The organism is Marinifilum sp. (assembly GCF_965230805.1).
In the GTDB taxonomy this organism is placed as follows: Bacteria; Bacteroidota; Bacteroidia; order Bacteroidales; family Marinifilaceae; genus Marinifilum.
Genome location: NZ_OZ246019.1, coordinates 761,526 through 785,609, shown reverse-complemented (window position 1 = coordinate 785,609; position 24,084 = coordinate 761,526). Strand labels below are relative to the sequence as shown.

Sequence of the window (24,084 nt, the reverse complement as noted above, 5' to 3'; positions counted from 1 at the left end):
GATTTATGCAGGAAAAAATTCTAATTTTAGATTTTGGCTCACAATATACACAGTTAATTGCCAGACGTGTTCGTGAATTAAATGTTTACTGTGAAATTCACCCCTACAACAATCCGCCGGTAATCGATCAATCAATTAAAGGTGTGATTCTTTCGGGAAGTCCATTCTCTGTTAGAGACGAAAAAGCTCCAATTCCGAATTTGTCGGAAATAAAAGGCAAACTCCCTTTGCTTGGGGTTTGTTATGGTGCGCAGCATTTAGCTCACTATTTTGGTGGTGAAGTAATGGCATCAAACAAAAGAGAATATGGTCGTGCGAATTTAACTTTGGTTGACAACTCTTGTGATTTATTAAAAGGGATTAGCATAAATTCCCAGGTTTGGATGTCGCATGGAGATACCATCGAAAGAATGCCTGCGAACTATAAAGTAACAGCAAGTACTTCTGATGTAGAAAATGCTGCTTTTGCAATTGAAGGGGAAACAACTTATGGTATTCAGTTTCACCCTGAGGTTTATCACAGTACAGAAGGAGTTGTTTTGTTAGCCAACTTTATTGTTAATATTTGCGGATGTTCACAAGATTGGACTCCGGATGCATTTGTTGAAACAACTGTTACTGAGTTGAAAGAGCAATTGGGTGAGGATCGCGTAATACTTGGATTATCAGGAGGTGTTGACTCAACAGTTGCAGCTATGCTATTGCACAAGGCAATTGGCAAAAATCTATACTGTATTTTTGTTGATAATGGTCTATTACGTAAGAATGAGTTCCCTAACGTTTTAAAGAAATATGAATCTCTTGGTTTAAATGTAACAGGAGTGGATGCAGGTGATAAATTTATTGATGCTCTAAAAGGTGTTACTGAACCTGAAGCTAAGCGTAAAATTATTGGGAATGCTTTTGTTGAGGTGTTTGACAAAGAATCTCACAAAGTAGAAAATGCCAAATGGTTGGGACAAGGAACAATTTATCCTGATGTTATCGAATCTGTTTCAGTTACAGGGGGACCTTCGCAAACTATTAAATCACACCATAATGTAGGTGGTTTACCAGACTATATGAAGCTAAAAGTGGTAGAACCTTTAAAGCTATTGTTTAAAGATGAGGTGAGAAGAGTCGGTAGAAGCATGGGACTAGAAGATAAATTCATCAATCGTCATCCTTTCCCGGGACCAGGTCTGGGAATTCGTATTCTTGGCGATATTACTGCTGAAAAAGTTAGAATTCTTCAGGAGGTTGATGATATTTTCGTTTCAGGGTTGAAAGAAGATGGATTGTACAATGAAGTTTGGCAAGCAGGTGCAATGTTATTGCCAGTTCAATCAGTTGGAGTAATGGGTGATGAACGCACTTACGAGAGTGTTGTTGCTTTACGAGCAGTTGGCTCCACTGATGGTATGACAGCTGATTGGTCTCATTTGCCATATGAATTTCTTGCAAAAACTTCGAATAAGATCATTAATAATGTTAAAGGGGTGAACAGGGTAGTTTATGATGTAAGCTCCAAGCCGCCTGCAACAATTGAGTGGGAATAAATCAAATCATTTATGTGCTTAGGACATAACGGTAGAGTATTAGGCGCTACCGTTTTTTTTGCGAAATTTTAAATTGATCTTGATTGGACAAGTAATATTCCTTTGCCTGATCAATCTTCTGCACCAATTCGTTTAGTTTGCTGATTGAAAGGTTTATGTTCTTGGATAAAATAATTTGCTCCAATTCGATGATAGTAGATTTGGCTTCCAACATCGAAAAGTTAGCCAAAACACCTTTCAGCTTATGGGCAGAATCTTTCGCTTTTTTGTAGTCTCCATTTTCTAGTGGGATTTGAATTTCTGCAATACGGGATTCTTTGATACTAAAGAATTTTTCAATCACCTCTTTTATAAAAGCCCTGTTGTTGTCAACCCGAATAAAAAGCTCTTTAAAATCAATAATGGTAAGGTCTTTGTTAATTCGTTTGGGCTCACGGGGCAACTCGATCAGCTTAAGGATTAAGGACTTTAAGTTCATCACCTCAGGGAAGTACAACAGTTTGTTTGCTTTGCAAAAAGCATCTTCTTTCTCGTCTGAAGTTAAAATAAGCAGTTTAAAGTTTTTGGGTGTTGAATCAGCATAGTAGTTTTTTATCGATTCCAAACACTCATGAATCTTTAAGGCATCTTTATCGGCAACATTAAATTTGCTTATTACAAGATTGTAATCATTGGAGATAACCAATTCCATTAAATCCTCAATAGAGTTGCATCTTGAGAAGAAAATTTCAGGTAATGATTCTATGCTTAAAGCTTGGTTAAATCCAAGTAATAAAATATTGGCTTTATGTTTCATGTTTGTTGAATTCGATGCCTGTAATTCTTAAAAAGATTGTATCTTTCGTCTGGTTCAGCAAAGTAGAATCAATTTGGGCAAAATTTATTAAAAAGCATAATTTATATGAGTAGTTTGAAAAAAAAATTGAGGAATGGTTTTACGCTTTTATTTTTGGGTGTTTTTGCAATTTGTGGAACACTTAAAGCTCAATCGGTAAAACATCAAGCAATTAAATACCAGAATTTATTGGCTTTGGTTGAAGCATTTTATGTTGATACAGTTAATGTGGAAAAATTAACCGAAGATGCAATTATAAAAGTGTTGGCAGAGCTTGATCCTCACTCGATTTATATTAGCAAGGACGAGATTAAAGAAATGAATGAACCTTTACAAGGAAGTTTTAGTGGTATTGGTATTCAATTTAATTTGCTACGCGATACATTAATGGTTGTAGCAACTATTCCAGGAGGCCCCTCTGAAAAGGTAGGACTTCGCGCTGGCGATAGAATTCTGGAAATAGATAATGAAAGTGTTGCGGCTATTGGAATGAAAAATTCCGATGTTCACAAACGTTTAAGAGGAGAGAAAGGTACGATTGTAAACTTAAAAGTGAAGCGCAAGAAAGAGAAAGAATTACTGGAGTTTGTGATTACTCGCGACAAGATTCCAATTCACAGTTTGGATGCAGCTTATATGATTAATAAGCAGATTGGATATATCAAACTCAATCGTTTTGCGCTTACAACTGCCGATGAGTTTTTAAAGGCTTTAACTGGCTTAAAAGATCATAAGATGCAGGATCTGATTCTAGACCTGCGAGGAAACGGGGGTGGATTTATGACAGCCGCCATTGAGATAGTTGACCAGTTTTTGGATGCAGAAAAGCTAATTGTTTATACAAAAGGTCTTACAACACCAAGAAGAGAGAATATCTCTACTGATAAAGGGATTTTTAAAGATGGAAGAATTGTTATTTTACTGGATGAAGGTTCGGCATCAGCATCAGAAATTGTTTCGGGTGCTGTACAGGATTGGGATAGAGGTGTGATTTTGGGTCGCAGAACTTTTGGAAAAGGATTAGTACAACGACAATTTCCGCTTTCTGATGGATCGATGATCAGATTAACAACAGCACATTATTATACCCCAACTGGAAGATGTATCCAAAAGCCATACGAAAATGGCTTGGAAGATTATCATTTGGATATCATTAAGCGTTACAATTCGGGGGAGATGATTAGTGCAGATAGTATTCATTTTCCTGATTCGCTTAAATATAGTACGCTGGTAAAAAATAGAACGGTTTATGGTGGGGGCGGAATTATGCCAGATATATTCGTTCCGTTAGATACAACTGCAAATTACAAATACTTCAACCTAATGAACCGTAAAAATGTCATTTATCCATTTGTGGTGAATTACATGGATCAGAACCTGGAAACATTGAAAAAGAAATATCCTAAGTTTGAAAACTTTCAGAAGAACTTTGAGGTAAGCGACGAGATGATGAAACAAATAGTGGCTATTGGAGAAAAGGAAGGTATTGAAAAAACTGAAGAAGATTACAATGCGGTTGTAGATGATATAAAGCTGTATATAAAGGCTTTGTTGGCTAGAGACTTGTGGGAAAGTGCAGAGTATTATAAGATTGTAAACAGTGAGAATGAGTTTGTTCTGAAAGCAATTGAGGTTCTTAAGAATCCCAAACTTTATGATCGTCAATTAATCAAGGAATAATTGATGATAATGAGCCGAAAGTATCCCTTTCGGCTTTTTTTTGGAATATCTTATTAAAACCCTATGTTTTTAGGTGGTAAAGATTAATTTTGTAGCCGAAAATCGAATCAAAGCAATATGCTTCAAACAGGTTCAGAAATGACGATTTCGTTGATTCGATTATTGAAATAGTTCAGACGAAGAATAAATAAGATGGTTGAAAAAACAGACTCTGGGAAATTTAGACTTATCGCAAAAACCTTTCATGGTTTAGAGGAAGTGTTGTCAAATGAAATAGAGCAATTAGGTGCAGAGGAGATTAGAGTTTTAAAACGTGCAGTTAGTTTTGTTGGTGATAAATCCTTATTGTATAAAGCAAATTTACATTTACGAACCGCAACTCGAGTTATTAAACCCATTCATAAGTTCACAGCTCATGATACTGATGAATTGTACAAGGGAATTCAGGAGGTTGATTGGAGTGAGTACATCGGGAACAAGGAAACAATTGCCATTGACAGCACCATAAGTTCAGATGATTTTAAGCATTCGAAATTTGTAACTTATCGTGTGAAAGACGCCATTGTAGATCAGTTTTTTTATGCAACTGGAGATCGTCCTTCGGTACGTATGATAAACCCATCGTTGCGTATTAACATTCATATCGATAGAAATACTTGTACTGTTTCATTGGATAGTTCGGGTGAATCTTTACACAAACGTGGATATAGGATTGCTGAAACAGCTGCGCCACTTAATGAGGTGTTGGCTGCTGGTCTTGTTTTGCTTTCGGATTGGGATAAGAAAATCAATTTTATTGATCCAATGTGTGGTTCAGGAACAATTCTGATAGAAGCAGCATTAATTGCATATAATATTCCCCCGGGATTGTATCGCAAAGAGTTTGGTTTCCAAAAATGGAATGATTTTGATGAAGATCTATGGGATGATATCTACAACGAAGAAACTGAAGTTGATTACCAAGGAAAAATTATAGGTGCCGATATATCTGATAAGGCAATGGAAATTGCTGAAGAGAACATTCGCAACGCTGGTTTAAGAAGGAAAATCAAGTTGAATGTTACCCCATTTCAACAATTTGTACCTCCGACAGAAAAAGGTTTGTTAATTACGAATCCTCCTTATGGTGAAAGATTAAAGCCAAAAGATCTTGAAGGTCTATATGCAATGATTGGAGAGAGGTTAAAGCACAATTTTACAGGGTATGATGCGTGGATTCTTAGTTATGGTAAAGAGTGTTTTGATAGTGTAGGTTTGCGTCCGTCGCGTAAAGTGACTTTGTATAATGGAGCATTGGAGTGTAAGTTCCAGAAGTATGCCATGTTCGAAGGGAAAAAGAAAGATATTTACAAGAAAGAGAAATAAGATGAGTTTGACTTAAACCTTCATCTGCAGAAAAATCTATATTGCGATAGATCTGTATTAATAATTCCATATAATAGCCTATTGATTTATGGAATTGTTATGATATCAAGTTTATGGAGAGAATTATCATTTGAGGTCTTGGATATTTGGAGTATAAATTTACTTAAGTGTTTTCAAATTTTTCGACTCAAGATCAAATCAAACGGTGATTAGATTCTAGATTACCCCCAAGTTATGAGCAGTGGATCTTAAATTGTTTTTAAGAATTTTGAGTTTAGTCAAGGCAAAAAAATAGAGTCATAGTAATAGTTACGGCGTTATTTTTAAACTAAGAATAAACTCAAAAGGACAAAAGGATGAGCCTCATTATTTAGTAATACTGGTATTAAATAAGAAGTGAGCTGGAATTTTGATCCTGCTTCTGTTTTAACTCTAAGATAATTTGTTATTTTTGTTTCCGATTAACCCTAATTCTTAATTCTATGAGCTTTGATCTTAACCAATGGTATGATGAAAAAATAGATGAAGATGCTATTTTTGATTACAAGGGCAGGGTTGAAGATGAAGATGTAACGCTGATTTTAAGCTCAATTGAGCGAATTCTTAAGGCGAAAGATGAGTCTCCCAAAGTTTTCAAAAAAATTTTTAATGTTTTAATCGAGTTGGTGCAAAATCTTCACCATCATGGAGAAGTTCCACCTGATATCGATGAGGATTATACGAAGTTTGGTGTGTTGATTCTTAGAGATGAAGGAATGCAGTATCGAATCAGTGTAGGAAACTTTATAAGGATTGATGGGTTGAAGCTGATTCGTGACAGGATTGATCAAATCAATACATTGTCATCCGAAGAAACAAGAAACTTGTATCGAATTATACTAAATAATGAGCACTTCTCCGAAAAAGGAGGCGGCGGGTTAGGAATGGTAGAAATAGCCAGGAAAAGTGGCAATAATATGGAATATCAATTTATAGAATACAATTCTGATTATCTATTTCTATCTATCGATGTTGTAATTTAAACTTTAAAAGCAAAACTTTCATGAATTCACTAGTTATAGAAGGTAGCCCTAAAACTCCAAGTATTAATCTTGATGGTTCTAATGGAGCGTTTCTAATTGAAGGTCGTTCGATTCCGGAGAACTCACTTGATTTTTATAAACCAGTTATGGAATGGCTGGATTCATATATTAATGCTCCTCAAGAAGAAACAGATGTTACCATTAAGTTGGAGTATTTTAATACCAGCTCTTCGAAATGCATTTTGGATGTTTTTAAAAAGTTGGAATCAATTTACAAACGAGGTAAAAAGGTTGTGATTAACTGGCATTATGAAATTGATGATGAAGATATGCTGGAGGCAGGTGAGGATTACCAATCTATTGTTAAGATTCCGTTCTTCATGATTGAAGATGACGATGAATAAGAAATGATTAATATGAAACGAGCATGATTAAAATAATTATTAAATCTATACGGTAATGATTATTTTGCTCTTGCGGCTTATCAGTGGCAATTGAAGGAAAATTATAAACCGATGAAAACTTTAGTTATCCTGCAGTTTTTATGCTTTAATTAATGTTTAGTACTGTACTTTTTCTTTTTTATTCTTTGTTCAAACAGACCTAATGCTTTATTAAGCAAGCCAAAATACAATACGAAATACAAGCTGATACTTGAAAACCAAATTACAATAATATTTACCCAATAAGTATCGTAATACTTGCCAAATAAACACTTCTGTGGCGCATAAAAGTGAGCCTTTAGCAATTTGCAATCAGGGTCACGATATATTGGATCAATTTTTTGATACAACTTGTTATGATACTCAATAATTCTTTCAATATCATTGTTATTCCGAACAAATTCGGTCAACCTTTCATTTGAATACTCCTTTTTCACTTTTACAAACTCCTGTTTGTTGATATACTGTTTTTGTATCTCCAATAGATACTCATCTTTTTTTATGTTCGATATATTATAGAGATTGATATAGTATCGATTCAATTTATCGAAATAGGTTCGAAGTTCCTTAATGGTGATATCATCCAGTTGAACCGGAGTTAAATAATCCATTCTTTCGAAGTGAAATGCCAGCTTATTCAGATCTTCAAGTGCTAATTCATTCTTTAATAGAATAAGGTTCGATGTAAGTTTATTTAGCTTTTCAGGTTTATTTAAATACCTCTCACTCTCATTCAGTTTATTCTTTAAGATGGGTAACCAATAGTTTTTACGATAATCAGCTTTGCTCATTAACTTATCGTAAACGTAGAAGTTAGCATTGTATTTATTGTCCTTAAACTGCTTTACTGCAAGCGCTTCGTAAGCCCATCGCGCTGCAATGATTTCACCATACCATGGAATAGAGTTCGGAGCGGAAATATTTGGATTTAACTTGTCAAATTTAACAATTATTCCACTTAGAATTAACTGAGGAATCAGGATAAACGGAATTAAAATATAAATGGTAATTACCGTTTTAAAGCTATCTGAGATAATTAAACCAAGCATATTGGCAAAACACCATACACTATATAGGGCAAGCCAATATTCAAAGAACATGCCTTTAATTTCAAGAATTGAATTCCCTATCAGTGTAAACAGGAATGCCTGAAATGCCGAAATGGTGAATAGAATTGCAATCTTGGAGATTAAATATCCTGCCTTACTTAGATTTAAGAACCTTTCTCGTTTCAAGATTTTTCTATCCTTAATGATCTCTTCGGCGCTTAAGGTTAAACCAATAAAAAGAGCCACGATAACAGCCATAAAAAGGTATACCGGTAAATTACTGTTGTTGCTGAATGTATAACCTAACTCGTTGCCTGCATCAATATTATAGTACTTGATGATGTATGACAGGATTAAGGCCAGCAATGGTGTTTCGAATAGGTTAATGAACAAGTATTGTTGGTTGGCAAATTTTGAAATTATGTCGCGTTTGGTAAACACCCAAAACTGCTTGAAAGCGGAAGGAATTTTAAAACTTACAGGAGGAAGCTCCTCTGTATTTTCTATTTCCTTAGTACTTCGTTCATAGTCCTTAAATCTATGGTACCATTGAACTGGGGAAACTTTTCTAACTTGCGTTGGATTTCCATATTCATCCAATACTTCTGATTCAACAATGTTAAAGATTTGATCAGCATTAACATTCCCACAGGTATTGCACTCGCTTTCGGTTCGATTTGCTCTTAAAGTTTGCGATTTAAAATAAGTAATGGAATCGAGAGGATTTCCATTAAAAATCATGTAACCGCCAGTGTCAAGAATCAACAGGCGATCGAACATTTTAAAAATATCGGATGCCGGTTGATGGATTACTACAAAGATTAACTTGCCTTTTAAAGCCAAGTTCTTCAATAGATCCATAATTTTAGCCGAATCCCTGGATGAAAGACCTGATGTTGGTTCATCAAGAAATAAAACAGAAGGTTCGCGAATAAGTTCTAATGCAATGTTTAACCTTTTTCGCTGACCACCACTAATCTTTTTATCTAAAGGATTCCCAACTTTTAAATTTCGGGCTTCATATAAACCCAAATCTTTTAATAGTTTCAATACCAAACGGATCAACTGAAAACTACTGTATTTATCGAAACACAGCTTGGCATTGAAATAGAGGTTTTCAAATACAGTTAGCGATTCAATCAGCAAATCATCTTGTGAGACATGACCAACTACTCCTTCCAGTTGTGATTTGTCCGTCGAAATATCGTAGCCATTAATTAAAACATTCCCCAGGTTAGGCTGTGCCGATCCGTTTAATACATTTAATAAGGTTGTTTTACCTGCTCCACTTGAACCAATAATGCCAACCATTTTACCCGATTCTTCTTTAAAAGAAAGATCGTGAATGCCTATATTATCTTCTTTAAAACGATATTCTATATTTTTGGCCTCGAAAACTACTCTTTTCTGATTGATATCCCTGTAAAAGGTGCTAACAATATCACTAAAGTAAATCGGATCAATTTTTGGATTACGGATTGACGAACCTTGGCTTAGTACATGAACTTTTCCCGGATTTAATGATTGTCCGTTCATAAACAGTTCATCGATTCCCTTAAATCGCATCACAAACATGTCAACAGTTTGTAATTTTAGAATCTTAATTTTTCCAATTAGACCACGTGAATAGTAATGCTGTCCAACTTCATAATTGGTTTTGGCATTGCTTATGGTAAGCAATCGGCTCGATAGTTTTATCTGTTCGAAATCATTTAAAACAAAGTTTCGAAGTCGCTCAGAGCCTTCTTTTGGAAGATTAAAAGTATCGGCAACCGTTTCAATAAAGGCAAATTCTTGTTTGCTGATCTCATCTTCCGAGTTTAGGAATTCAAGAAGCTGAATCAGTACAATTACCTTTTGCCTGATGATAAGCTCTTCATTAATTTCGGTGCAAATTCGAAGTACACGAACCGAACTTGCCGAGGTATATTTCTTTATTTTTGATTTTCTTGTTGTTCTTCTCTGGTTCTCTTCGTAATGCTCATCAAAAAAAGTCAGGTATTCTTCAGCGGTATCATGATCCAGATGCTGCTTTAGATATTTAGATACCATTCTGCGCCTTTCGGTTGCGGAACTTTTAGGGTGCGCAATGATGGCAAAGAGTTGCATTAAAGCTTTTAATATTCTTTCACTCATGGAATGGTAGGCTTATAAAGTAGAGGTTGTCAACCTTATTTAAGTGTAGTTTGTGTTGATTATTGTTTGAATCCGATTAAAATGATTACCAAACCAGAACTTACATTCTTTTGGTTTAATTTTGCTTCTATGGTGCAATTTATGGTATCTTCAAATTTAAAATCCCAGTAAGGAGAGTTCTTGTGATCTCTATTGGTAAAGATCAAATGATTTTCTTGATCATAAACTGAGAAGATTACGTTGTCCTCTTTTGTGCCTGTAGAAGCTGCAATTCTATAATGATTCCCCGCATAAAAAGTAGTATGAAACTCTGCGATTTCGCCACCTGCTAACAGAGCTTTGTATTGCTGTCCGTCAGAGATGAATGCGGTACCCAGATGCTTGGTACAATTTTCCAGAGTAAGGTCAGTTTGTGCCTTGGAAACACTAGCAATGGTAAGAATAAAGAATAGAATGGTATATCTCAGTTTCATAAGTGTAAATTTTCTCAGTTTATTTAATAATGTGCTTGCGAATTACAGAAACTTTTTCGGTGATTTCATCCAGTTGATCCTTATTCATAATCAATTCCGATTTGCTCTTTACAATGGTTAACTTCTTGCTTGCATCAGTTATAGGAGCTTTATATTGGTATTGTTCTTCAATTTGGTCGAAGGTGTAAGCCAGATCAATTAACTTGTCAACCAAAAAATAATAATCCTTTGATTCGTTTGAATAAGGAACCAAGAGTTTAATCAGGTTGTCCAATGGGCGCTTTTGTTCCGAAATTCTATTACTTAACTCCTTGCTTGGATGAACTTTAATTTGCTGGGTGAGTAGATAAACAGATTCAATCCAACCTCCTGCCAAAATCAAAGCACCTGTATTCTCTCTGTTATTTGCTTTTAAGTAGTGGTCTATTTTTCGGTAGGTATTGCTTACAATTACCAATAGCGAATCCCTGTTTTCAATATTTTTTTCAATTCTTTCTACAGTTCGTTTATCCATGGCATTGTACAAACCAATTTCTTGTGATAATATTTTTAAAACGGCGAAGTAACTTGCAGCATCTTGTGTTTGCTTGTAGATATTGATGTATCCTAGATCTGATCCGTAAACGCCAAAGTTAACTGCCTTACTGAAATTATCGACGTAGTCGCCAGATTTCTTTGTTGAATTGAGTAGATCTTTATTGTATGAAATGCCTGATTCCTGAAGCAATAAGGAAATTTGGTAAGGAGATGGTATGCTAAACAGGATATTGTTGTATTTAAAAATGTTTCCTGATTTTTCGGCATCAGCTATAATGGCATCTTCGGTTTCTTGCTCTATTTCTGTTTCTTTGTTATTTGTTTTGGAAGGCTGTAGTACTAAATAGGAAGCAAGTGCTGCAAAAACAAGTAATAAGATTAATTTAATACTACTGAGGATTCTCTTCTTTGGCATTTCGTTTTTCTTAAATTAGTTGCACCAATTTTGAAAAAACAATATTTACTTCGCAATTTTCAGATTCATGAAAACGATTGGTAAATCATTTTAGTAGTTTTTTCAAGCTGATTTAAATTAAATCCAAGTCAATTGGTAGTCATCCTGATTAATTTATTCTTACATTATTACTGGATTTATACTAAAAAGGATACATTTGAAAGCTAATATTTTTAATAAGATACTTAACAACAAACAAATGATGATGAAAAGAATATTCCTTTTAGTCTATTTATTAGTTAATTGTGGTCTGTTGCTTAACGCAGAAGGGCAAACAAAAAAGTTGTCGATGGAGGATGCTATTTTGGGGCAATGGCAACAATTCTATCCTAAAAATCTATCTCAATTGTCGTGGAGGGGAGAGGCAAATGAATACACTTATGTGGATAAGGATAAAATTATGCTGGCAAAACCCGGAGGTGATGCTTCGGTTTTATTAAAATTGGAAGATTTAAATAAAGGTTTAGAGGCACAAAATGTGAAATCGCTTCGAAGAATCCCTCGTTTTTCGTGGCAGGCCGAAAACGTTATTGAGTTTAATTCAGTTGGAGCTTTGATTCATTATGATTTTGTTGCCCAAAAAGTGTTGTTAAATCTAAGAGTGAATACAAAAGCCGAGAACAAGGATTATTGCGAGGCATCGAATATGGTAGCTTATACCATTGATAACAACTTGTACATTGCTGGAGCACAGGGAGAAGAAATTGCTGTGACTACTGATACTGACAAGAACTTGGTGAATGGTCAAGACGTAAGTAGGAGAGAGTATGGAATTGATGGTGGAATTTTCTGGTCTCCAAACGGAAAACAGCTGGCTTTTTATCGCAAAGATGAAAGCAAAGTAACTTCTTTTCCTTTGGTTGATATTAATACAAGGGTTGGTGATCTGAGAGAAATTAAATACCCAATGGCCGGAATGGACAGCGAAGTGGTGAGCCTTGGAGTTTATAATCTCGATACCCAAAAGACCAGCTGGATTAAACCCAATGATTTTGGGGATGATCAATATCTTACCAATATTTCGTGGGGAGCAGAAAACAAGTACATCTATATCCAGGTTTTGAATCGTGCTTCTAACCATGCAAAATTAAATCAATACGAAGCTGCTACTGGTAAATTTGTTGCCACTCTATTCGAAGAAAAAGATGATCGTTGGGTAGAACCATCGCACCAACTTATATTCCTTAATAAGAAAGCAAATCAATTTATTTATCAAACCAATAACCGTGATGGTTTTAATCATGCATACCTATACAATACCGAAGGCAAATTGATTAAACAGCTTACCTCTGGTGATTGGGAAATCACTGAAATTTTAGGTTTCGATAAGGATGAAAAGTACATGTTTTATGTATCTACCGAAGTAAGTCCTATCGAAAGGCATGCCTATAAACTAAATTTAAAAACCGGTAAAAGATACCGCCTGACAAAAGATGCGGGATATCATGATGTTCAGGTAAGTGTGGATGGCAAGTATATTCTTGACAATTTCAGCAGTTTGAATGTTCCAAGAATTATAAATGTTGCCGATACTCGCGACAAATTTGTGAAGGAATTGCTAATAGCAGAAAACAAATTAAAGGATTACAATTTGGGTGAGATTTCTTTGGGAACCATTAAAGCGGCAGATGGGCAAACCGATTTGCATTACCGAATGGTGAAACCAGCAGATTTTGATCCAAATAAAAAATATCCGGTTGTGGTTTATGTGTATGGAGGGCCGCACGCACAGTTGGTAACCAATCGATTTTTAGGAGGAGCTAGTTTATGGGAGCAGTACATGGCTCAAAACGGATACCTGCTTTACATTTTAGATAACAGAGGTTCTGCAAACCGAGGAAAAGAATTTGAAACTGTTATTCACCGTCAGTGCGGTCAGTGCGAAATGGCAGATCAAATGAAAGGCATTGACTTCCTAAAATCATTACCATATGTTGATGCTGATAGAATTGGGGTTCATGGTTGGAGTTATGGTGGATTTATGACCATTTCCTTAATAACCAACCATCCTGATGTATTTAAAGTTGCTGTTGCTGGTGGCCCTGTGATCGATTGGAAATGGTATGAAGTAATGTATGGTGAGAGATACATGGATACTCCTATAGAAAATCCAGAGGGATATGCAAAAACATCTTTAATTGCGAAAGCAAAAGATTTAAAAGGGAAGCTTTTAATTTGTCAGGGAGCCATTGACAATACCGTATTGTGGCAACACAGTTTGAATTTTATTCGCGAATGCGTGAAGTACAATGTTCAGGTTGATTACTTCCCTTATCCTAGAGCAGAGCACAATGTTCGAGGTCGCGATAGAATTCATTTAAAGCAGAAAGTCAGCAACTATTTTGATGATTATCTGAAATAAAAAAATTAATTTTCGCCGACTTTGTAAGGAGTCGGTTTTTTTTTACTCTTTTCCATCGTGAGAATACAGACTGATTACAAAAACATTTGGAAGATTGCTTACCCAATCATTATAGGAAGTGTTGCACAAAATATCATTGCTTTAACCGATACTGCCTTTCTTGGACACCTAAGCGAAATTGCCTTAGGCGCCGCGGCGATTGCAACTATTTTTTATTTTGCAGTGGTAATGCTAGGTTGGGGATTTGGTTTGGGAACCCAAATTGTAATCGCTCGCAGATATGGTGAAGGTAATTATGCAAGGATAGGAAAGACCTTCGATCATGCTTTTTATTTTTTATTGATTCTGGCCTTAGTTTTATTAGGTTTTATGCTGATTCAGGCACCTGCAATACTTAAGGGAATCGTTAAATCCAATGCCATTTTTCATGCCAGTACCGATTACATTTCGGTTCGTGCTTGGGGGATTTTGTTTGCGTGTGTGAACCTTCTGTTTAGAGCTTTTTATATCGGCATAGCCAAAACAAAAGTAATTAGTTGGAGTACAGCTTTTATGGCTGTGATTAATATATTTTTCGACTATGCCTTAATTTTTGGGAAATTTGGTATGCCCGAAATGGGAATTAAAGGAGCAGCATTGGCATCGGTAATAGCCGAGGCATGTGTATTGGTGTTTTTCTTGCTTTTTACTTTTAGAAAAACTCCAATGCGCAAATACAAGCTATTCTCTTTTCCAAAGATTGATAAAGAATTGTATGTGCGACTGTTGAAGGTATCATTTCCAATGATGATTCAAAATTTTCTGGCTCTTTCTTGTTGGTTTGTTTTCTTTCTTTTTGTGGAAAAAATGGGAGAAAGAGAGTTGGCCATATCAAATATCATCAGAAGCATTTATGTATTGATTATGGTACCAGTGTGGGCATTTGCATCGGCGGCAAATACCTTGGTGAGTCAGGTTTTGGGAGAAGGAGAATCAAATGAGGTAATTCCGATTATCTTTCGAACAATAAAGTTGTCATTTTTGGCTGTTTTTGCTTTGGTAGGAATCAGTATGATAAGTCCTGAATTGGTGATATCCATATATACCGAAGAAGTAGGCTTGATTGCAGCAACCAAGCCAGTTTTATATGTAATTTTTGGGGCTGCACTCCTATTTCCTATTGGGATAACATTATTTCAGGGGGTTTCGGGAACAGGCAATACCTTTCATGCCATGTTGATTGAAATTGTGGTTTTGGCTTGTTATTTAGGAGGCGTTTATACTTTAATTGAGGTATTTAAATTGTCCATTTCCGGTGTTTGGATTTCGGAATACTTTTATGTTGTTTTTTTGGCTTGTGGATCTTGGTTGTATTTAAGATTTGCCAACTGGAAAGGCAGCAAGGTATAGATTGTTTTATCGTTTATACCAGTAATACACAAAATTTGGGACCGTAGCTTACTCGTAGGGAATCACCTCAGGCTGACCAACGTTAAAATCATTAAATCGAGGACGCTCTTCGCCAGATAAACGGAATACTGCCGAATGAAAATCACTTGGAACTTTTGGGTAAAAAGCCAAACGCAATTGTATGGTTTTAAAAACCAGATTCTCGTTGTGTAATCGAATACCAAAACCTAGTCCGTAGTAATAATCACCCTTAAAAATATGTTTCTGGTTGCTACCAATAATTCCTAAGTCGCCAAATGTATAATATGCAAATTTAAATTCACCTATCGTGTAAGGTGTAAATGTTACTGTCTCTAGGTTTAAAGTTAGTTTTTGTTTGCCAGTAACCTCTTGGCTTTTAAACCCACGAATACCATACCTGTTGTTAATCGTGATAATCTCCTCAGGAAACCTTCTAATGCCTAATGTGTATTTTAAGTCTCCAAAGTTACGAAACCTTAAAGCTCCTAATTTTCTAATTCGACTAAAGAATTTCGATTGAGCAATTAAACTACCTTGCTCAAAGCGTCTGGAGTTAAAAAAACCGCCAATGGCAATTCGATTAAAAAGGTAGCTTCTGGTTTTTCTGACATAGGTGGCATTCTGAAAATCGAAACCAAGATAATAACGATGTGAATACTCTCTATCCTCATATCCAAAATTCATTTGTGCCAAGTATCCGTATGGGATATCTTCTGTTCTACCAAAGTTATAGATCAGATTACTTTTATAAAATTGAGTTTTACTAATGCTAATGCCACCCAAGTATAAAATGTTGTTATGAAAGAACTGGTTTAATGTAGGAGTGGTTAGGGGTCTTTCGAAAAATTTTCTTGCGGCTACTCGTCCTGTAAAGAACATTTTGCGTCTTGCAAATAAACTTTTTGAATTCAGTTTAATTGCACGTCCATACCAAAGATTACTGTAGGTAAAATCAAGAGGAACTTCATTTCTTATGGGGTCGTCATCCATAATTTTATTCGACCTAAAGTTTTTAGATATACTAAAACCACCAGCTCGTTTTGTATTGTAGGTTTCAAAATCTCTGTCAAAACTGATTCCAACAACTGATTTTTCGTATGTGTTTTCATAGCTAAAGCTGGCATCGATATAACTCCTTTTAATATTCCGAATCGTATAGCTGCCCGTATATCCAAACTTTTGATCTTCATCGGTTTCGTAATGGAATGTATTGCTAAATTCATGACCTAATCCATAAAGATTTCGGCTATAAATTTCAAATTCAGTAGATAATCTAGACCCTAAATCTACATTAGCACCCCAAGAGAACTGATCCTTCACCCAAAGTTGCAGGTCAACATACTTGTTCGACCCTTTTACAGGGATTACTCTGAAGTATGCATCCTTTATGTAATTTAGTTGTCTGATTAATCTTTCGTTATCAGCCAAGGTGTACGCATCAAGTATATCTCCCTGTTCTATATGCAACATTTTTTTTAAATGTCCGCGTCTACTTGTGTGATGAAGCTTGTTTCCCGTTCTTTCAATCCAGGTTTTTGCAACTTTGCTTGTATCCAGAAGGCTAGAGCCGAAAGGTTCTAAAACTCTTACCTCAATATTTCTGATGGTTTTTCCTTGGTAAATGATAAAGGCAGTTTCGCTTCGTTCAGTCTTTAAAGTGTCGGTTGGCGACATTTTATCGGGCGCAACAAAAATTAACTTGTACAGTTCTTTCGTAAATTTTCGCTTGTAGGCTCCACGTTGAATGGCATGATAAAACTTACTTCCATTTTTTTTGGCATCTTGTTTCCGCTCAATAACCGTATCCATTAAAAAAACAATTGTGTCGCGCGATATGATTATAGTACTATCAGGTAGTTCGATAGATTTTTTGGTTTTTGAAAGGCTGTCTATTCGAATCTTCTGCTGAGCATTGGCAGAAGAAAAATAGCACATTAATATGGCTATTATAGAACAATATTTTGCTAAAATTCGAATAAGACTATTGTTTTTAATGTTTACAAATTGATATCAAAGATAAATAAATTGATGTTGATCTATAATGGTGTATCAAGAATTATACCTTAAACTAATTGGCTTAGTTGATGTTTTGTATTGATGTTAATTTATCGAAAATTGCATTGGTTTTTTCTTCGGACCATTTCCATTTGCCGTCTTTTTGTAATTCAGCCGTAAGAATTTTTCCTTTAAATAACTCTAAGGTTTGCCTTGCAGATCCAAACCCAAATCGTTTCAAACCTAGTTTAAAACTTAGTTTCGAATAAGGAATTTCTTCTTTGCTTTTTATAAAGATGAAATAATAGTATTCAATACAAAGTTCTTCTTTTGTATCATTAAAACTTAGCTTGGTAATAATCCTGTTGCGTTTTAGCATTAGCAAAAATGCATACATTAAAATTACCGATGCGAAGTAAACTTTATTTAGGCCAACAAAGAAAAAGATTATTGCCAGTAGTAAAACCAATAAAGAGAGTTCTTTTCGAATGCGATCCCAAACAGAGAACGATCCTTTAGCCATTTCAAATATTTCCATGTTTTTATTTTCTGCATAGTTTAACGAGAGTTCGAGGTAAAATTCGTTCACAGTTTGATCTGATTTTGAGTAGAAATTTTCTCAAATTTTCTAAGGAATATCGGGATATTTCAAGAAGATTTGAGGAAATTTATGCCGAAAACAGGCAAACACATAATGGAAAGTTCTCTTTACGACATCTTCACATTAAAAATTCCTCAAAATAGCTCGCTATTCTTTCCAAATTTTTAATGCAAATCTATTGCAAATATAACTTTCTGTGGATAGAATTTTACGTCGAACTCACGTTAGTTAGTAAAATAACATGAGTTCGACGAAATTATGCCAGTTTTGTTATTAAATGCCTAATAAATTGTATTAAGAACTTTGCGTTTATTCAAAGCAAAAAAGAGGTAGCATTAACCAATACTTTGTTTGAAAAATATTTTATCTACTAAAAAATTAGTAATAAAACTTGTCTACTAAATATTTAGTACTAAGTTTGTAGTAGATTAATCTAAAAGTAAAAGAAAAATGAATGAGTTGACTAAAGCAGAAGAGCAAGTGATGCAGATTTTGTGGGATTTGAATAAGGCTAGCGTAAGAGAGGTTGTGTCTCATTTTCCCGAGCCAAAACCCGCCTACACAACTGTTGCAACCGTTATGAATACGCTTCAGAAGAAGGGTTTTACGGATAAAATACCAGCAGGAAAATCACATTTGTTTGCTGTTAAAATCTCGAAAGATGATTATTCAGGTTTTAAAGCCGGTGCTCTGGTGAAAAACTATTTTAATGGCTCATTTTCCCGAATGGCTTCTTTTTTTGCAAAAGATAATAAACTAAGTATTCAGGAATTAGAGGAAATGATAAAGATTGCCAAAGATCAAATTGAAAAAGAGAAGTAGATATGAATGAGTTTCTTGAATACTTTTTACAATCATCTGGAATATTAGCATTGTTCTATCTGGTTTATTTCTTGTTTTTAAAGGACGAGAGATACTTTAACGAGATTCGAATTTATCTCTTATCGAGTTTGGTATTATCTTTAGTTCTTCCTCTTATAAAGATTCCATATACAGTTATTGTTGAAACTGTTGACTCTGCGATTACTTCTGAATTTCTTGTTGGAAGTTTTATTCCTGAATCGGAATTTGCTGATGATAAGCAATGGAATTATCCTTTATTCATATTGGGTGCATACCTAATGATAATGCTGGTATTATTTTTAAGAAGTTGCATTAAGGCGTGGGAAATATGGATAATGATTAAAGGGAAAGACTTTATTACTGAAGATGAGTGTAGGATTGTGTTTATGGATAAAAAGATACCTGCGTTCAGCTTTTTTGGATATATAGTTATTAGTAAAGAAGAGTATGAAGAAGACAGTTTAAAGAATATTCTTACACACGAAAAAGTACATGCAAAACAAAAGCATTGGATCGATCTGCTTTTGATTGAGGTATTATGTATCGTATTTTGGTTTAATCCATTTGTATGGCTTTTTCAGATTGCAATAAAACAAACGCACGAATTATTGGCTGATGACGGAGTAATAGCGCGCGGTTTCGGCATCGGACAATATCAGGCAATTTTAATTAATCAAATAATGGGAGCAGAGCTTGTTGGCCTGGCCAATAATTTTAACTACTCCATAAACAAAAAAAGAATGATTATGATGTCAAAAGAAAAAGGTCCGAATTACAGGCGCTATAAATTATTACTAATGATTCCGGTGGTAATTGCTGTACTAGCATTTAATATGAAAGTTGTTGAAGTACAAGCACAGGAGGTTGATGTAAAAGAAGTTCAGAAAAATGATGAGGTGAAGATCTCAGGGGTAGTATTAGCAGAAGATGGTAAACCCATACCAGGTGCAACTGTTCTTGTTGAAGAGACAAGGTCAGGTACGATTACTAACATTAAAGGTGAATTCGAATTACAAGCATCGAAGGATGCTAATGTTATGGTATACTTTGTTGGGGTGGAACCCAAAAAAATGACTGTTCACGATTTTGTTTTAAATGGGATAGAGAATAAAAACCATTTTCTGAAAATTAAGATGAAGACGCTAAAGCAAACTACCAATCGTAAAGATTGGAAACCTGCACCGGCAATGCATAAAGTTGATGGAGAACAAATTTTTGTGATTGTTGAGAAAATGCCAGAGTTTCCCGGGGGAAAGCTTGCATTAAAAAAGCATATCAAAGAATCGGTTGTGTACCCTAAACTTGCCAAGGAAGAAGGTATTACAGGTCGGGTATTTGTAACTTTTATTGTTACAAAAGAAGGAAAAGTTGATAAGGTTAGAGTTATTCGTGGGGTAGAGCCCTCTTTAAATCAGGAAGCAAAAAGAGTGATTGAAGCTTTACCTGACTGGACTCCAGGAGAACAAAGAGGAAAAAAAGTGAATGTTTCTTGTACACTTCCGGTAGCATTTGGGGTGAGTGATAAAAGTACCAAGGCTAAAAAAGAATATAAGTCTTCTGTAGCTGATGGTAAAAAATACTTTATTCTGGTAGAGGAAATGCCGGAATTTCCAGGAGGTGAACTGGAATTAAAAAAGTTCATTACCAAGAACATCAAGTATCCTAATAATGCCAAGAAAAAAGGAATTGAAGGAAAGGTGTTGGTTAGTTTTATAGTAAATGAAGAAGGAGAGATTGAGCAAATAAAAATTGCAAGAGGAGTGGATCCTTCGATTGATAAAGAAGCTATGCGATTGGTAAGATTGATGCCAAAATGGAAGCCAGGAAAGCAAAGAGGGAAGCTGGTTTCTGTTGCTTACACATTGCCAATTGAGTTTGATTTAAGAGAGGTAAAGAAGGACGAATAATAATTGAAGATGTAAAGAAGGATTAGTTTTTATTACACAATAGATTTGTAACCTAAGGGGGCTTATTCCGAATGGATAGTAGCCCCCTTTTATACTTCGTGATACCTAAAACAGTCGGTGGTATGATCGTTAACCATGCCTGTAGCCTGCATAAAAGCATAACAAATGGTTGGTCCTACAAAATTGAAACCTCTCTTCTTTAAAGCTTTGCTCATTGTAGTGGCTTCCTCGCTTACAGCCGGAACTTCCGATAGATCTTTCCATGAATTTTTAATGGTTTTTCCGTTTGTGAAACTCCAAATGTATTGATCAAAACTGCCGAATTCTTTCTGAACCTCAAGAAATGCTTTTGCATTTTTAATGGCAGAATTAATTTTCAGTTTGTTTCTGATGATTCCTTCATTTTGAAGCAGTTCTTCCACTTTTTCATCCTTGTATTGGGCAACAATATTAGGATCGAAATGATCGAAAGCCTTTCTGTAGTTCTCACGTTTACGCAGCACAGTAATCCAGCTTAATCCAGCTTGAGCTCCTTCCAATATCAAAAATTCAAACAAGAGTTGATCATCATGTAGTGGAACCCCCCATTCTTTATCATGATACTCGCAATAAAGAGGGTCATCACCAGCCCATTTGCATCTGCACTTATCTGAACTTTTCATATAATAATTGATTACTGATTAAGAATTGCTTCAAGATTAGCTCTGTCGTTAATATCGGGAAATTTATTTAAAATTTTCTTTGCCAGACTTTTTGCTTGTCTTGTTTGTTGATATTTCGTGTGAAGGTTCAACAATGCAATGTAATAATTTGGGTCTTCAGGATTGATATTGATGGCAGATTGCAGGTAACTTACAGCTTGCTGTTTGTCATTTCTAAAATCATACATCATGGCCACATTATAGAATATTCGAGGATTATCGGGAGATAATTTAGCTGCCTTAAGCAAATATTTCATCGACTCGTCGTAACGCTTGCGCTCCGATAGGAATAGTGCATAAGTGAATGTGGTGGCACCATCTTCCGGAACATTTTTCAGGTAATCTTTCAATAAAATCTCAGCCTTATTGTACTCGCCTTTTTCGTTATATAAAATCGCCAAGTTGATTTTTACAGGATGCAATAAGTCATCTTGCTCAATGGCTTTTTTGTAAAACTCTTCTGCTTTATCAACCTGTTTTTTATTGTAATAGAAATTGGCCAGATTAAATTTACCATATGGAAAATCGGCGTTGAATTCAAGGGTCTCCAAGTATTCTTTCTCAGCTATTTTAAGTTGTTGATGATATTTCTGAGGAATTTGATCTTTGCTTATCGTACTTAGCTTTGTTGCACAATCTATTCGAATGGCTTTGGAAGGATCCTTTAGCATTTCCAATACTTTTTTGAACGATTGCTCATCATCCATAAGCAAATTGTGTATGGCGTTGTATCGAATGTGACCATTAAAGCTATTTAAAGCATCAAAAAGGATTTTTTTGCTTTTTGTTTGATAGTGGGTGCCAAGCAAATAAATTGCAGTTGCGCGAACAATTTCAGGGTAAACTTCGTCATTGTAAATATTCACCAGGCCATCAAATCCTTCCTGGCTGCCGGTTTGTGCTTCTTTAAAAACCGTTCCGTATTGCGCCGGACGACTAATTCCATGCCATTTGTTTACGTAATCAATTGCCCATTTTGTTGATTTATCGGCATGACATTGGTTGCATGCATTGGGCGTTCCCAGCTTCTCGGTTAAATCAGGACGTGGAATTCTAAAGCTGTGATCGTTTCTGTAATCGGGTCCCATATAAAAGCGAGCTGGCATATGGCAGTTGATGCATCGTGTGCCTTCGCCAACTTCGAACTTTACACCATCATCAGCAATAACTGCTTTTCCTGCTTCACCTTTCGATTTGTGAAAGTGATGATTGTAGGTATCGTAATCATCGGCTCTGTGACATTGGGTACACAATCGGTTATCGTCAAACAAGCGTTTTGTGCTGTGAACATTGTGGCAGTCGTTACATTTTACATCGCGCATGTACATTTTACTTTGCGTAAACGATCCATACACATAGTCTTCATCCAAAATTTGTCCGTCAATAAAATAATCTTCACCTGTAGGCAGTTGCGGAATGTTGTGATTGTACAAATCAGCAGAATGATGAAAATCGGATAAGGTACCCCGACGAGAATGGCAACGAACGCAAAGATCAACATACTCTTTGTTGTCTATACCACTGGTTTTTACTACCAAACCAAAATTATTATCAGTTTCGCGGGCGTATTCAGCTTTGTTGGCCCACTCCAAATGTTTCGATGCCGGACCATGACATGCTTCGCAGCTCACATCTATTTCGCTCCAAGTAGTGTGGTAGGTGTCAGTTTTTGGATCATAACCTTTTACCAGATTGGTTGAGTGACAATCGGCACACATCCCATTCCAGTTCTGAGCCTGATTGGTCCAGTGTAACCAGTTATCATGTTCAATAATTTCATCTTTATACACAGCTGTAGCCATATGGTACCAAACACTATCTTTTGAGTTCCATGTTAAAGCCAGGGTTTGCAGTCTTCCTCCTTCAAATTCTACCAAGTATTGTTGAAGCGGATAGTGACCAAATACATATTTGATTTCAAACTCTTGCAAACTTCCGTCCTCGCCATCAGTTAAAGCAAAAAAGCGATTGTCTCTTTTATACAATTTGTGTGTCATTCCATTGTACTTCACCGTTTTGTTATTAAAATCTCCCAATACGGTAGAATCATTGGCATGATCCATGGCTTTATCATGATCGGAACCTACCCAATCGTTGTATTCGTTTAAATGACACTCAATACAAGTTTCCTTTCCAACATAGTTAGCTTCGTGTGATACATTTTGATCGGCTCCGTAAGTTTTCAATATCATATACAATGGAATCGAAAGCAATGCTACCAGTATGCCAAAAAAGCTGATTTTTTCTGTTCTTTTTCGATTTTCCATTTATGCGTAAGTTAATTGCGATTTGTTAAAGCTTGATCTTTTTACAGGCTTTCTTGTATCTACCAATACCTCTCCGTTTTCTATTTTTATTGGAAAGATATCCAATGGTCGTGTTGCTGGTGCCGAAAGTACTTCGCCAAATTGATTGAATTGTGAAGCATGGCAAGGACAATTAAATCCCCCGGTTTTGGAATTTGTATTTACCACACAACCCAAATGTGTACATTTTACCGACATGGCTAGAAATCCACCATCCTCGAATCTTTTAAGGAAGAATTTACCGGTTGAAAATGGGTATAACTTATTTTTATCAAAAGAATCAGCTCTTCCGGCATTAAATAACTCTTTTGTTGATGAAGTATCTATTTTGCTAACACCATCTTTTAGCAAGAAAAATGCTTCAATAGATGCTGCAACTGCTAATAATCTTTTAATGAATTTTCTTCGGTTCACTTTCATCGCTCTC

Annotated in this window: 18 protein-coding genes; 9 read left to right on the top strand and 9 right to left on the bottom strand. The window is 35.5% G+C overall.

What is annotated here, in order from left to right:
• The first annotated feature begins 5 nt into the window (after positions 1 to 5).
• Positions 6 to 1,538: a glutamine-hydrolyzing GMP synthase gene (gene guaA / locus ACO05S_RS02955; protein WP_421920062.1), complete on the top strand. Its 1,533-nt coding sequence runs from the start codon at positions 6 to 8 to the stop codon at positions 1,536 to 1,538.
• Between the two features lie 46 nt (positions 1,539 to 1,584).
• On the opposite strand, the gene ACO05S_RS02950 is transcribed toward guaA, so the two are convergent.
• A complete protein-coding gene (locus ACO05S_RS02950; protein WP_421920061.1) occupies positions 1,585 to 2,334 on the bottom strand; it encodes an Hpt domain-containing protein in 750 nt (249 codons plus the stop codon).
• Between the two features lie 105 nt (positions 2,335 to 2,439).
• Between ACO05S_RS02950 and ACO05S_RS02945 the strand changes: the two genes are divergently transcribed.
• The 4 genes from ACO05S_RS02945 (at position 2,440) to ACO05S_RS02930 (ending at position 6,844) form a co-directional block, all read left to right on the top strand.
• Positions 2,440 to 4,053 (top strand): S41 family peptidase, encoded by a 1,614-nt coding sequence (locus tag ACO05S_RS02945; RefSeq protein ID WP_421920060.1) that lies wholly within the window; start codon positions 2,440 to 2,442, stop codon positions 4,051 to 4,053.
• A 192-nt stretch (positions 4,054 to 4,245) separates the two neighbouring features.
• Positions 4,246 to 5,418, top strand: a complete 1,173-nt coding sequence (locus tag ACO05S_RS02940; protein ID WP_421920059.1) for a THUMP domain-containing class I SAM-dependent RNA methyltransferase — start codon at positions 4,246 to 4,248, stop codon at positions 5,416 to 5,418.
• Between the two features lie 482 nt (positions 5,419 to 5,900).
• Positions 5,901 to 6,440: a SiaB family protein kinase gene (locus ACO05S_RS02935; RefSeq protein ID WP_421920058.1), complete on the top strand. Its 540-nt coding sequence runs from the start codon at positions 5,901 to 5,903 to the stop codon at positions 6,438 to 6,440.
• 20 nt (positions 6,441 to 6,460) lie between these two features.
• Positions 6,461 to 6,844, top strand: coding sequence for a DUF1987 domain-containing protein (locus tag ACO05S_RS02930; protein ID WP_421920057.1), 384 nt, complete (start codon positions 6,461 to 6,463; stop codon positions 6,842 to 6,844).
• Positions 6,845 to 6,993: 149 nt separating this feature from the next.
• Here the strand turns inward: ACO05S_RS02930 and ACO05S_RS02925 are convergent, their stop codons facing one another.
• Genes ACO05S_RS02925 through ACO05S_RS02915 form a run of 3 tightly spaced genes read right to left on the bottom strand, consistent with a single transcriptional unit; the run spans position 6,994 to position 11,493 of the window.
• Complete coding sequence (locus ACO05S_RS02925; protein WP_421920056.1) at positions 6,994 to 10,068, bottom strand: ATP-binding cassette domain-containing protein; 3,075 nt, start codon at positions 10,066 to 10,068, stop codon at positions 6,994 to 6,996.
• 59 nt (positions 10,069 to 10,127) lie between these two features.
• Positions 10,128 to 10,541, bottom strand: coding sequence for a hypothetical protein (locus ACO05S_RS02920; protein ID WP_421920055.1), 414 nt, complete (start codon positions 10,539 to 10,541; stop codon positions 10,128 to 10,130).
• Between the two features lie 19 nt (positions 10,542 to 10,560).
• Positions 10,561 to 11,493 (bottom strand): hypothetical protein, encoded by a 933-nt coding sequence (locus ACO05S_RS02915; RefSeq protein WP_421920054.1) that lies wholly within the window; start codon positions 11,491 to 11,493, stop codon positions 10,561 to 10,563.
• 328 nt (positions 11,494 to 11,821) lie between these two features.
• Here ACO05S_RS02915 and ACO05S_RS02910 point away from each other — a divergent pair, with 328 nt between their 5' ends.
• On the top strand, positions 11,822 to 13,894 hold the full coding sequence (locus ACO05S_RS02910; protein ID WP_421920053.1) for a DPP IV N-terminal domain-containing protein: 2,073 nt from the start codon (positions 11,822 to 11,824) through the stop codon (positions 13,892 to 13,894).
• Positions 13,895 to 13,951: 57 nt separating this feature from the next.
• Positions 13,952 to 15,283: an MATE family efflux transporter gene (locus tag ACO05S_RS02905; protein ID WP_421920052.1), complete on the top strand. Its 1,332-nt coding sequence runs from the start codon at positions 13,952 to 13,954 to the stop codon at positions 15,281 to 15,283.
• 48 nt (positions 15,284 to 15,331) lie between these two features.
• Here ACO05S_RS02905 and ACO05S_RS02900 read toward each other — a convergent pair whose 3' ends face one another.
• Positions 15,332 to 17,239: a hypothetical protein gene (locus ACO05S_RS02900; RefSeq protein WP_421920051.1), complete on the bottom strand. Its 1,908-nt coding sequence runs from the start codon at positions 17,237 to 17,239 to the stop codon at positions 15,332 to 15,334.
• A 142-nt stretch (positions 17,240 to 17,381) separates the two neighbouring features.
• Complete coding sequence (locus ACO05S_RS02895) at positions 17,382 to 17,888, bottom strand: hypothetical protein (protein ID WP_421920050.1); 507 nt, start codon at positions 17,886 to 17,888, stop codon at positions 17,382 to 17,384.
• Between the two features lie 462 nt (positions 17,889 to 18,350).
• Here ACO05S_RS02895 and ACO05S_RS02890 point away from each other — a divergent pair, with 462 nt between their 5' ends.
• Positions 18,351 to 18,722 (top strand): BlaI/MecI/CopY family transcriptional regulator, encoded by a 372-nt coding sequence (locus tag ACO05S_RS02890; protein WP_421920049.1) that lies wholly within the window; start codon positions 18,351 to 18,353, stop codon positions 18,720 to 18,722.
• Between the two features lie 2 nt (positions 18,723 to 18,724).
• Positions 18,725 to 20,650 carry a TonB family protein gene (locus ACO05S_RS02885; RefSeq protein ID WP_421920048.1) on the top strand — a complete coding sequence of 642 codons (1,926 nt, stop codon included), beginning with the start codon at positions 18,725 to 18,727 and terminating at the stop codon, positions 20,648 to 20,650.
• Positions 20,651 to 20,739: 89 nt separating this feature from the next.
• Here ACO05S_RS02885 and ACO05S_RS02880 read toward each other — a convergent pair whose 3' ends face one another.
• The 3 genes from ACO05S_RS02880 to ACO05S_RS02870 are packed head-to-tail and all read right to left on the bottom strand — an operon-like array spanning position 20,740 to position 24,077.
• Positions 20,740 to 21,312, bottom strand: coding sequence for a DNA-3-methyladenine glycosylase I (locus ACO05S_RS02880; protein ID WP_421920047.1), 573 nt, complete (start codon positions 21,310 to 21,312; stop codon positions 20,740 to 20,742).
• 11 nt (positions 21,313 to 21,323) lie between these two features.
• Positions 21,324 to 23,618: a multiheme c-type cytochrome gene (locus tag ACO05S_RS02875; RefSeq protein ID WP_421920046.1), complete on the bottom strand. Its 2,295-nt coding sequence runs from the start codon at positions 23,616 to 23,618 to the stop codon at positions 21,324 to 21,326.
• Positions 23,619 to 24,077 (bottom strand): ubiquinol-cytochrome c reductase iron-sulfur subunit, encoded by a 459-nt coding sequence (locus ACO05S_RS02870; RefSeq protein ID WP_421920045.1) that lies wholly within the window; start codon positions 24,075 to 24,077, stop codon positions 23,619 to 23,621.
• Between the last annotated feature and the right edge of the window lie 7 nt (positions 24,078 to 24,084).

Coding starts and splice junctions, on each gene's coding strand:
- ACO05S_RS02890 (WP_421920049.1), top strand. CDS start 18,351: ATGAATGAGTTGACTAAAGCAGAAGAGCAAGTGATGCAGATTTTGTGG.
- ACO05S_RS02940 (WP_421920059.1), top strand. CDS start 4,246: ATGGTTGAAAAAACAGACTCTGGGAAATTTAGACTTATCGCAAAAACC.
- ACO05S_RS02920 (WP_421920055.1), bottom strand. CDS start 10,541: ATGAAACTGAGATATACCATTCTATTCTTTATTCTTACCATTGCTAGT.
- ACO05S_RS02915 (WP_421920054.1), bottom strand. CDS start 11,493: ATGCCAAAGAAGAGAATCCTCAGTAGTATTAAATTAATCTTATTACTT.
- ACO05S_RS02930 (WP_421920057.1), top strand. CDS start 6,461: ATGAATTCACTAGTTATAGAAGGTAGCCCTAAAACTCCAAGTATTAAT.
- ACO05S_RS02880 (WP_421920047.1), bottom strand. CDS start 21,312: ATGAAAAGTTCAGATAAGTGCAGATGCAAATGGGCTGGTGATGACCCT.
- ACO05S_RS02925 (WP_421920056.1), bottom strand. CDS start 10,068: ATGAGTGAAAGAATATTAAAAGCTTTAATGCAACTCTTTGCCATCATT.
- ACO05S_RS02935 (WP_421920058.1), top strand. CDS start 5,901: ATGAGCTTTGATCTTAACCAATGGTATGATGAAAAAATAGATGAAGAT.
- ACO05S_RS02950 (WP_421920061.1), bottom strand. CDS start 2,334: ATGAAACATAAAGCCAATATTTTATTACTTGGATTTAACCAAGCTTTA.
- guaA (WP_421920062.1), top strand. CDS start 6: ATGCAGGAAAAAATTCTAATTTTAGATTTTGGCTCACAATATACACAG.
- ACO05S_RS02875 (WP_421920046.1), bottom strand. CDS start 23,618: ATGGAAAATCGAAAAAGAACAGAAAAAATCAGCTTTTTTGGCATACTG.
- ACO05S_RS02870 (WP_421920045.1), bottom strand. CDS start 24,077: ATGAAAGTGAACCGAAGAAAATTCATTAAAAGATTATTAGCAGTTGCA.
- ACO05S_RS02885 (WP_421920048.1), top strand. CDS start 18,725: ATGAATGAGTTTCTTGAATACTTTTTACAATCATCTGGAATATTAGCA.
- ACO05S_RS02945 (WP_421920060.1), top strand. CDS start 2,440: ATGAGTAGTTTGAAAAAAAAATTGAGGAATGGTTTTACGCTTTTATTT.
- ACO05S_RS02900 (WP_421920051.1), bottom strand. CDS start 17,239: ATGTGCTATTTTTCTTCTGCCAATGCTCAGCAGAAGATTCGAATAGAC.
- ACO05S_RS02910 (WP_421920053.1), top strand. CDS start 11,822: ATGGAGGATGCTATTTTGGGGCAATGGCAACAATTCTATCCTAAAAAT.